This window comes from Acinetobacter sp. YH12098 (assembly GCF_013419235.1).
Lineage (GTDB): Bacteria > Pseudomonadota > Gammaproteobacteria > Pseudomonadales > Moraxellaceae > Acinetobacter > Acinetobacter amyesii.
On sequence record NZ_VPAO01000049.1, the window covers coordinates 19243 to 29575 of the forward strand.

Consider the following 10333-nt stretch of genomic DNA (forward strand, 5'->3'; position numbering starts at 1 on the left):
ACAACTATTTTCGCTCTAAGTGTTTAATCGATAAAGATTTGACATTATCTTGCAATTGCTGGCGGGCTTGCTGTACATAGACATTCGGGATAAGTGAAGAATGCGGATGAAAAGCCTCTCGGTCACGTTGGTCATGACCATACAGGGCCTGAATTAAGTGAAAAGCTAATGCTGGTTTACCCTCTTGCTGCTCATGCATCAAAAAGTTCATGTCAAAATGACGTAACCAATTCGAATACATATTCTTTGGAAAGACTCCTTGCATATATGAATTCACCCATTTTCTCGATAAAGGGATTAACTTAATTTTCCTGCTCTGCCATTCTTTGACAGTTATCGGCAAGATATCTTTACTAAAAATGACCTTACCAAAAAGATCATTTACAGTTATCTTCTTCTTTGCAAAGACTTGTCTAAAAAATGAACCGTACGCTTCAATAATTTGTTCTAAAAAGGCAGTGTAATTTTGCAGTGTTTTTATGAAAAAATCAGATAAAGGGATAAAACGACCATCTTTTCTTGCTTTACTATTTTTTTTATCATTCACATATAAAAGCTTGAGCTCAACACAATAATCATCCAAATTCCCCAACAGGTTTTTTTTAGGCCGACTTGCCAAACTCAACAAACTGATATGCCACATCCAACACGCATATGCATTAAGTTGATTAATAATGTGCTTATCTTCTTGGATGTTTTCGTGACAATGTCTATGTAAAATATGGAATTGCTCTTTCACAAAATTGGGTTCAAGTGCCAGTTGGCTCCCTATCCTTCCTATAGATAATGCAGATTGCACTTTGAATTGTTGTTGCAATATTTTTAGTTCAGCCGTGTCTTCAGTAAAATGTGTGGAATGTGGTGTAAGTGCTTTTTCTAAAAAGGCTAGATATGTGCTACTGAGTTGAGTTTTCGGTAGCCCGCCATAATAGATACCAGGCATGTGATGCTGACTATCCCGCCCAGCAATTACATGAGCAAGATATTCATTATATGTTTCATAATATATATGAAAATATAATTGAGCCTGCAGTTTTTCTACAGTGATCGAACCTACAAACCGATTATCAAGCCAATTCTTAAGTTTCGTATTAATGTGTGTTGATGAAATTAGTGGATTCGATGCTTGTTCTATATAGTCAAACCAAGCAGAAGGTAAATGTAGTTGATGTGTCATCACTTCATTCCACCGCACATGATTTAAGCTCTTAATCTTCTGCTCTGTAATTTTAAGATTTAATTTGAGTAAATATTCGCGACGTCTACTTGAACCATTCTGGATCAAAATTCCATCTTGAATAAGCTCGTTAAAATCCATCAGTGCGACGGGTGATAATCCCGTCAAAAGTGACAATAAACATGCTGCAGCGATTGCAGCATCCCTCCAGTGCCCGGATAACTCGGTTCTCAACACATAAACAATTTGCTTCAGTATATCTGGCGCCAAATAATGTGGATTTGTAACAAAAGGAGCATGACGGCGCTGGCGATGCCGCATTAGATGCGTCGCATTATCGCTGAGTATATAATTTAAATTTTTAGACTTTTCATCTTCTGAATAAAACTCCATTTCAGGATCTAATAGATCAACTTCACCCTCTTCATCTTTGTGAAGAGCGGCATCATAAATACTAATCTTTGCGTTATGTCCAATATCTACTTGCTTACCCGTTTTAATTTCACGAAATTTTTTGAGTTCATTTTTCGTCGGCCATTGCAAAACTTTGCTTTTTTTTGACTTACGCTGACGATGAACTACACGACGATCATCTAGTCTTTTAAAAATTATTAATAGAGCCGATAAATACTCTATGACTTGTACTTGTTCGAAATCTTTAATATTAAAAAGTTGATTACGATCCTCTTTTTTCAAATTACGTTCGTACGTGACATAACAATTTAGCAGCTTACTACATTCATGAAATAATTCAGCATGATTAGAATCCAGCACATATCGTGAGACATAGCGTAATAGGTCACAAACATGTTTTTGCTTATTCTCAGCTTTATCAATTTTTGCAAATTCTTGATACTGCCGATATGTTAAAAAACTCGCTTGTAGAATCAAATAACGTTGCGATGACAGCTCTTGTGTATTACTAGAATCTGGACATGCAAAAAAACTCACAGCAGCTAAAAAAGAATACTTACCGATCTGTCTGGAGCCTGATATATAGCTATAAATTTGTTGTGCTAATTTGTATAGAGCGTAGACATCTTTATACAAATCATCTGATAGATCGACAAATTGTGTATTTACAATATCATCACGTAATAGACAATAATCTTGTTGATATTTTTCTGCTAAATCTAAGAATTGCTCTTGTGTTTCAATGTTTGGCATATTCATTTTCGCTTAATATTTTTATCACGTTGCATTGTTTAAATTCATTGTGATCAGAACGATTTGGTAAAAGTTGATCCTTTATTGAATTCTTTGTTAGCTTAAAAAATCTTGCAAAAAATTTAGCATCCAGTTCTTTCTGAGCTTTTCTTTCAAAGCACAAGTGTTGTTGTGATTTTTCGATAAAATCATCAAGATTATGTATCAACTGTAAGATTGCAACATAATTAGAATGCACACGTAAGCCTGGCTCCGTTTGCATTAATAGCAATATTTTTTGCCAAATTTTCACATAGATTATTTTGAACTTTGCTTGTACTACTACTTTCTGGCTCTGTTTAATCTTTTTGATTTTCAGTAGTTCTGAGTTAATTTTTACTATCTTAAATTGAACATTTTGTCGCTCAAAGCAAAAGGGCATGATAAATTGCCCCATAAATATCTCTATATTTTTTACTAAATAGTCAAATTTTAACATTTTTATCGATATAAAAAATGAGCATATCTTTGTATATTAAAATTCATTTAATTTATCAACTAAATTTTCTCAAAATTACAATTATCAACAAATACATATGGTTTACTTATCATGGGTGGTCTAAATTTTAAGAATTCTTCCACTTTTTTTTAGTTTTCTGTTATTACATGAAACAATACCGTTGTATTACATTTTAGAAATGCTGTGTATGCAGCATTGATCAAAAAGATTCTCTGCTATACTTACTTCACGTGTAGCATCAATGGAGTTTCGAAATGCTCAGAACCACTGAACAGAAAAGAAAATATATTCAAGCGACACGTTCGCAAAACTATCAAGCCAGCCTAAAGCTTGAAGGCATTACAACGACAGCTCAAACAACTCAACAAAGTAAAGCTGAAATCTTGCAAAAATATAAGAAGTATTCGCAACCCGAATCTTAGTCAGGTGCATGTATGGATAAATATGGGGAAATGGGTGACAGCCTGTATTGTTACCCTGGCACAAATATCCTAAAGAACAAACTCAATATTCGTGATGAACAAATTTTAGAACAAGCTGAACTAGAACTGTCTGGATTGGCAAGTAACTTAATTGAATATGCTGAACCACCTTACGACTTACAATACTTAAAATCAATTCATGCGCAGCTCTTTGGCGACTTATACGACTGGGCAGGAAAGTTAAGACAAATCGATATTTCCAAAGGTGACACCCGTTTTTGTAATTTTTCCCGTATTGAAATTGAAACCAATAAACTACTCAAACCGCTTCAAGAAAAAAAATACTTTCAAGGCTTAGCACCACAACAACTGATTCCTCAACTTGCCGACTTGTATTGTGAGCTTAATGTCATACACCCATTCCGTGAAGGTAATGGACGTACACAACGGATTTTCTTTGAGCATCTGATTGCTCATTGTGGTTATGGTATTGATTGGTCTCGCATTGACTCTCAACAACAATGGATTCAAGCCAATATTGAAGGTTTTTATGGTAATTTAAATCCATTAATTAAGATTTTTGAAATATGCTTTATTCAAAATACCTAAAATTTAAGTAGTCGAAGCCCACAATCCTTAATGAGCCATCATCTTTGCTTCAATCCACTGATTAATTTCCCAAATAAACCAACAATCACGATTCTTAGAAATCTTAATACTCTTCGGGTAATTTAGGATCGTAATATTCAGATTACTTATCCAGAATTGAATAGATCGTTAACTTAGATAGACTTTTAAGCAATGTAACTTGCCGCATGTTTATCAACATATGTCTCAAAAAAGTCTGCCCATACATAGATTTATGGTGTTTAGTGCTTAAATTTCAGATTAATCTTCGTCTGATGACCTGAATGGATGTTACAGATTACATGCAGGTGAATTACTCTGTGGCTGTATCATGGCTTTTGTGCAATCCAATCCATTTGATCCGAATGTTCTCTTTTGCAATAAAGCAGCCTCTTCTGCTTTTCCTGAACCAACGAACTATGTCATTGATTTGATTCAACCGACAACAGTGATGCTGAATCAAATCTCCAAAGAAGGGATTAAATGCAAGAAATGTGGTAAGAAAAAGATAGGGGATGGAAGTTATTATCCGTCTAATTGGAACCAGCCCATGAGTCGAGATCAGTTGAGTAAGAATCATTTTAAATGAATAAGAGAAGGATGGCTTACCTCACTTCTCCGAATAACAATGCTATGCTTTTCAACCAAGGTTATAAATTGGCAACTACATTTCATTCTTCTTCATGCTGGTCCTATAGCCTGTAGACAATTACTACATCATTTGCATTCAATGCTCAATACAGCCTGTCAGCAGAACCGCAGCGATACTTTTTTTCGTGCATACATGTAGTGTTTAAATCCATTCATTTTTCAATGATCCTCTGCCGTTTATCACATTTATGGTCGATCTTTAACCTTGTGAAAAATGCACATACCGATCCCTTCAAACTGTCAAATTTATGTATGCATGACATTTAAAGAAAATTATCTGATCAATTTTTTTAGGTAAAATTCATCAAGAAAAAAGTTATTATTATTCATAACATCACCAATAACCACATAAAAACAATAATTTAATAAATTATTCTTCCAATTTTTTTATATTTAGTGTTATTACCTCTAAATCCATGTTTACCACCTTCTATTACATAAGTAATTTAGAAGTATCCACGATATAAATTGCTTGCCCTCACACCTCTCCCCTCTCACGCCCAAAAAATTAGTTCATCGCACTTTGCCGGGAAATGCAGCACGGATCTTGAGGAAGAAGTAGTCCGTGTCGCGGTATCCATAGGCCATCCGCTTAATGACTTTGATCCGGTTGTTCATGCCCTCCAGCACGCTGGTGTTCAGCCGGTGGAGGGCACTGGAAACGATACCCTCCATATATGGCTCCAGCTTCTTGGCAAATCGTACCAAAGCATCAATTCCGCTACCGAGGGCCATGCCGGCCCATTCCCGCCAGGCGCTTCTGGCCGTCGTCTCGCTTTCCGCAAACCATAGCGTCTTAAGTTGGTCCTTGAGCACGTACACCGTAGTCAAGAACGCATTGGCGGCCAGGAGTTCGTCCAGCTTGACCGCCTGCTCGGGCTCAAGGTTGTCAGCATTGCGTAACAGTATCCAACGGCTGCTTTTGATCACCTTGCGGGCGACCTTGTCATCTCGCAGTTGATTGGCCTGATCAACTCGCACTCTATCCATCACTTCGCGGCCATACTTAGCCACCACATGGAACAGGTCGTAGACCACCACCGCGTTGGGGCACTGGGCCTTCACTTCAAGATCGAAGGCTGAGTTCATGTCCATGGCCACTGCCTCGATCTGGTTCCGGGCATCGCCTAACCACTCGAAGAACGGCCGGATCGCCTCACGCGAGCGGCCCTCGCCAATCCACACCACTTGCTGGGTGTCGGCACAGGCGACCACCGTGGCGTAGCGATGACCCTTGTGCAAGGCGAATTCGTCCATCATCAGGCGGCGCAATCGACTTCGATCTGGCTCGTGCAAATCACGTTTGAGCCGCTCCATGTCAATAGTCTTGACTGTATGCCAATGCAAGCCCAAAAGATTGGCAACATGACTGACGGGCAGCATCTGTACTAATTTCTCAATCCAGTTGCGCAATGATTGCGTAATACGGGAGCGCGGTGGTAGCCAATCGATCCGCTCTCTGGTTGGACCGCATTGTGGACAACGCAGCCGCCGCACAGGTACATCCAACTCGACGCGATACTGCATAATTGGTGACTCGCGAACTCGGCGCCAATTGATGTCATGTACCAGGAAACAAGGGCAATCGCATCGGCTACAAATTGGCGTATGCTCCTCGTCGTGTGTAAGACGGATCAGCAAAGTCTGTTCATCTAGAAGCCCATGAGACGCTGGCGAAAAGCCCTTCCAGAACAGGCTCCAAACATCAGCGCTAGTCATGATCATGGACCGATTGCGCGCTATCGGTGCCTTGTAGCGCCAAGGCATCATGTTCTTCTTGGCTGAGATGGCGTCTGTTGGGATTGATGCAGGACAGACAAAGCACTGCTGTTGCGAGGATGAGGCAATAAGCGATGATCGGCCAGGTGGTACCAGTCGATAAAAGCGTAATAATGAGTGTCCCGATAATCCCTAACAGTAGTCCACCCAAACAGAAGTAGACTGCTGTAGCGGTCCCAGCGATATGATCGAAACCTCGAAGAGCGGCATTGGGTGCCACCGATACCGCAGTGGCGATACCAACACCCACGAGCCACATCGGGGCGATGAAGCCAAGCACCGAGACCGGTGCCAATGTCTCGCCAACAGCGAGCAACAGCGCTCCCGCCATCAGACACCCCATTCCCACTCGTAAGGTCTTCAGGCTTCCCCACCGGGGAATCAGTCGTCCCATGATTCGCGCTGTAGCCATCATAGCGATGGCCACTGTAGCAAATAGCAAGCTGAAGCTAAGTTGCGATAACCCTTGCCTCCCCATCATTAGCCAGGGGGCGGTCGAGAAAAAGACGAAAAAGCTGCCCATCCCCGCGCTGTAACAGAGCGTGTACAGCCAGAAGTTCAGGTGTTTCACAGGAGTCAATAGCTGCGACCACTGTAGGTCTGCCGTCCGGTGCCGCCGAGTCTCTGGCCAGAGTCGCCAGGCTGCGATAACAGCGCCTATCATTGCCATCCCTAGCAAGCCGAAGATTGCGCGCCATCCGAGCCACGCGTCGACCAGCGCTCCTAGCAGTGGGCCTATCGCAGGAACCATCGCAAGCATAGAGCCGAGCAAGCCATAGATGACGTTGCTTTCCTCACGGCCCGAATAGATGTCGCGTACCGTCGCGAAAGTGGAAACGAGACATGCCGAAGCGCCGCAGGCCTGAAGAACGCGGAAGCTCAGAAAAAGTTCTGGCGATGAAACTACGGTGAGGCCGAATGAAGCCGCAATATAGGCAATCCCGCCACCAAGTAAAACGGGGCGGCGACCCAGCCGATCCGACAGTGGGCCGAAGAGAAGCTGTCCGGCTCCAAGCAAAACCAGGTATGCCGTCAACGTCAGCTGGATCGTCCCTGCACCGGACCCAAGTGCATCCGCCATGAAAGGCACCACGGGCAGGTACATATCCATGCCCAGTGACGCCAGCAAATCGAATGGTGATAACAGCAATAGCGTGGCGGGAAGAGAATACCGCCAAGAAAAATCTTTTGAGCGCACGAAGCCATCTCCTTAAGTTAAGAATTTGGCGGCGCTCTTGCAGAGCAACTAGGTTCTTGAGAACGCCGCAACAACCGAAAACGAAGGTTGCTGCGGCTTACTTGTCTGCTTTCTTGGTAGCGCTCATGTGCGGGTTATCTCATGGATGAGTCCATATCGTAACAATCTTCACGCTAAAGTGCAAAGAACCAAAAAATTTATACTGAAAGGCAGATTAAGCCCGTTCGAGTTACATATAGCCGCATGCTATATTGAAAGCATTAAGAAAATATCCTCAATATTTATAGGATTTTTAAAGTATGAACTAATTTTCGAAGAACCCTTTCTAAGTAATGTGACCTATTAGGAAAAATGAAAATACTGAAATCTCCGTATCAACAATCAGTCAAAGTACATCCTGATGATTTTCTGTAACCGATACCCAAGGACTATACCTACCCTTCTGATGTGCTGTGCAACAAAGCCCTCCTTAGCCACACTATAGCTATAGATTAATTCCATTATTTTGTGATTTAATTAAATTATTCATTCTTAAGACCCAATTTAATGGATTTATATTTCACTAAACCAGAAGAAGTTGTGACTCTTTTAGGTGAGCGTTTACGTAAGCAACGACTCTTTCTGGAGATGTCTCAAGCTGAGGTAGCAGCACGCGCTGGTGTCGGCGTGAATACAGTTTCGAATCTTGAAGCGGGACGAAATGTATCTGTTGAAAATTTAGTCCGTATTGCAATGGTCTTGGGTCGATTAAACGAACTTCAGGAACTATTTAAACCTCAGCTTAACAGTGTGAATGACATTCTTCGCTATGAGAGTCAAAGTAAGCGCCACCGTATTAAGAGGAAGGGATAATGCTCAATAGACTTAATGTTTATTACAACGGTTGGGGCGAATCATGGTTATGGGGAACGCTGATTAGTTCAACAGCCACGACAGGTAGACCCACCATTGCTTTTGAATATAGTCCAGAAGCAATACAGCAAGGTGTTGAGCTCTCTTCTTACTTGCTGCCTTTAAAAGGTCTACCATTCAGACAAGGTTTTCCTACTCATCAAATGGGACTCCCAGGTCCAGTCTATGACGCTTTACCAGATGGTTGGGGCATGATGTTGATGGATCGATATTTCAAAAAAATTGGCTTAAATTCAGCACGAATTGGACCTTTGGAGCGTCTGACCTATATTAGTAGTCACGCAATGGGTGCCCTCTCCTTTGAACCTTGTGTTGCTGACATGCAAACCTCAGAAAATATCCCTTTACAACAACTGGCCCAGGAAGTTCAAGAAGTACTCAAAGGTGAAGGTGGTGAATTTCTACAGCATTTATTGGTCATGGGTGGCTCCCCTCAAGGTGCCAGACCAAAAGCGTTGGTTTACCGAGATCCTGTCAATTTAGAGTTTTCGACTCAAGATTCTGATCAACATGAAGCCTGGCTGATTAAGTTTCCTGCTCAGCAAGAGCATCCTGAAGTCTGCGCCATTGAAGCCGTCTATGCAGAATGTTTGCGACTTTGTGCAATTGAGACTCCAGATACCCATTTCTTTAATTTGCCCAATGGTTTAACGGCTTTTGCTTCTAAACGATTCGATCGTCAAAATGGTATGCGGATTCCAATGCAGAGTTTGGCTGCATATACAGGAGCAGACTATAAAGTTCCAGGTAGCCTAGACTATCGCAATTTTCTCCGGGCAACCTTGATGTGTACGCAAGATGTACGAGAAAGATTGCATGCTTTTAAACGTGCTGTGTTTAATGTGCTTTTCAATAATCGGGATGACCATACTAAGAACTTTTCATTTCTCATGGAGAAAAATGGTCAATGGAAATTGGCTCCAGCCTATGATGTGACCTTCTGCGAGGGTCCAGGTGGTTATCATCAAATGGACATTATGGGAGAAGCGCTCAATATTTCCCGAAATGACATACATAAACTCGGTACTTCAGAAGCTAATCTGACTACTCTAGAAGTCGATGAGATCATCTTGACCATGCGTGAAATTGCACTTCAATTTAGTCAAATTGCGCAGCGCCTGTATCCCCATCAAATTCGAGAATCTACCCTACAGATGATTCAATCACGGATTCAACAGAATATTGATTTTTTAACTGAAACCTAAGCGTAAATATAAACTAAGCGCCAACCATCAACTGCAAATAGACTTTGATATAGTTAGTCGCTACATAATCTGTAGAACCTGTGAATTAGCTCTCTTTATAATCACGAATATTAGATGGATCACCGCCAAGATATATTCTGCAAACGTGAAATCACTACATCCAGATCGAAAATCACTAAGAAAAAACTGTCACCAAAAAAAGGTCTGCACTATGGATAGATGCAGACCAAACTCTGGATAACTACCAGCACGAGAAATATGTCGCAATTTTGCATAGACATGAATTTGATAAAATCAGCCCAGAAAGCCAGAAATTCATAAAAACTATTTCATCAATCCCCTATAACTTAATCACGTTCATGGTCGATCTTAAATCTTGTGAAAAGTACTCATGCTGACCTAGCCAAACTGTAAAACTCATGTATTCATAGCCTTTAAATGAATCTTTCAATCGGTATATTTAAGGTAAAAACTAGTAATCAGAAGTTATTATCACCCCCATATAAAACAAGGATCAACTTAAAAACAATAACTTAGTAAATTATTCTTCCATTTTTTTTATATTTAGTGTTATCAGGTGTAGATGAAAACCCTGTTTCATCAACATAACCTAATATAATTTCACCACGTGCCGCTTGCTCTCGTAATTTTTCAATCTGCTGTGTTGCTTGTTCAAATGCAATCGGATCTCTTTTT

9 protein-coding genes are annotated in these 10333 nt (G+C 40.8%); 5 read left to right on the top strand and 4 right to left on the bottom strand.

Features of this window, described 5'->3' with window-relative positions:
- Positions 1-4 precede the first annotated feature (4 nt).
- Positions 5-2344: a hypothetical protein gene (locus FTU38_RS14590; RefSeq protein ID WP_127800787.1), complete on the bottom strand. Its 2340-nt coding sequence runs from the start codon at positions 2342-2344 to the stop codon at positions 5-7.
- Complete coding sequence (locus FTU38_RS14595; RefSeq protein ID WP_127800793.1) at positions 2331-2780, bottom strand: hypothetical protein; 450 nt, start codon at positions 2778-2780, stop codon at positions 2331-2333. The genes FTU38_RS14590 and FTU38_RS14595 overlap by 14 nt, the downstream gene beginning before the upstream one ends.
- Positions 2781-3097: 317 nt before the next feature.
- On the opposite strand from FTU38_RS14595, the gene FTU38_RS14600 reads away from it, so the two are divergent.
- The 3 genes from FTU38_RS14600 to FTU38_RS14610 all read left to right on the top strand — a co-directional run bounded on the left by FTU38_RS14600 (position 3098) and on the right by FTU38_RS14610 (position 4481).
- On the top strand, positions 3098-3265 hold the full coding sequence (locus FTU38_RS14600) for a YhfG family protein (RefSeq protein WP_000946583.1): 168 nt from the start codon (positions 3098-3100) through the stop codon (positions 3263-3265).
- A 12-nt stretch (positions 3266-3277) separates the two neighbouring features.
- Positions 3278-3874, top strand: a complete 597-nt coding sequence (locus FTU38_RS14605) for a putative adenosine monophosphate-protein transferase Fic (RefSeq protein WP_179990952.1) — start codon at positions 3278-3280, stop codon at positions 3872-3874.
- Positions 3875-4223: 349 nt separating this feature from the next.
- Positions 4224-4481 (top strand): hypothetical protein, encoded by a 258-nt coding sequence (locus FTU38_RS14610; protein WP_004726728.1) that lies wholly within the window; start codon positions 4224-4226, stop codon positions 4479-4481.
- 575 nt (positions 4482-5056) lie between these two features.
- Here FTU38_RS14610 and FTU38_RS14615 read toward each other — a convergent pair.
- Together FTU38_RS14615 and cml are read right to left on the bottom strand one after the other, a co-directional pair.
- Complete coding sequence (locus FTU38_RS14615) at positions 5057-6262, bottom strand: ISL3 family transposase (protein ID WP_020753573.1); 1206 nt, start codon at positions 6260-6262, stop codon at positions 5057-5059.
- On the bottom strand, positions 6255-7520 hold the full coding sequence (cml, locus tag FTU38_RS14620) for a CmlA/FloR family chloramphenicol efflux MFS transporter (RefSeq protein WP_020753574.1): 1266 nt from the start codon (positions 7518-7520) through the stop codon (positions 6255-6257). The genes FTU38_RS14615 and cml overlap by 8 nt, the downstream gene beginning before the upstream one ends.
- Before the next feature lie 546 nt (positions 7521-8066).
- Here cml and FTU38_RS14625 point away from each other — a divergent pair.
- Positions 8067-8372: a helix-turn-helix domain-containing protein gene (locus FTU38_RS14625; protein ID WP_000366814.1), complete on the top strand. Its 306-nt coding sequence runs from the start codon at positions 8067-8069 to the stop codon at positions 8370-8372.
- Positions 8372-9637: a type II toxin-antitoxin system HipA family toxin gene (locus FTU38_RS14630; protein WP_000934717.1), complete on the top strand. Its 1266-nt coding sequence runs from the start codon at positions 8372-8374 to the stop codon at positions 9635-9637. Before FTU38_RS14625 ends, FTU38_RS14630 begins: the two co-directional genes overlap by 1 nt.
- Positions 9638-10333 lie beyond the last annotated feature (696 nt).

Bases quoted from the DNA above. Each gene is read 5' to 3' on its own strand.
- FTU38_RS14590 (WP_127800787.1), bottom strand. From the start codon at position 2,344: ATGCCAAACATTGAAACACAAGAGCAATTCTTAGATTTAGCAGAAAAA.
- FTU38_RS14595 (WP_127800793.1), bottom strand. From the start codon at position 2,780: ATGGGGCAATTTATCATGCCCTTTTGCTTTGAGCGACAAAATGTTCAA.
- FTU38_RS14600 (WP_000946583.1), top strand. From the start codon at position 3,098: ATGCTCAGAACCACTGAACAGAAAAGAAAATATATTCAAGCGACACGT.
- FTU38_RS14605 (WP_179990952.1), top strand. From the start codon at position 3,278: ATGGATAAATATGGGGAAATGGGTGACAGCCTGTATTGTTACCCTGGC.
- FTU38_RS14610 (WP_004726728.1), top strand. From the start codon at position 4,224: ATGGCTTTTGTGCAATCCAATCCATTTGATCCGAATGTTCTCTTTTGC.
- FTU38_RS14615 (WP_020753573.1), bottom strand. From the start codon at position 6,262: ATGACTAGCGCTGATGTTTGGAGCCTGTTCTGGAAGGGCTTTTCGCCA.
- FTU38_RS14625 (WP_000366814.1), top strand. From the start codon at position 8,067: ATGGATTTATATTTCACTAAACCAGAAGAAGTTGTGACTCTTTTAGGT.
- FTU38_RS14630 (WP_000934717.1), top strand. From the start codon at position 8,372: ATGCTCAATAGACTTAATGTTTATTACAACGGTTGGGGCGAATCATGG.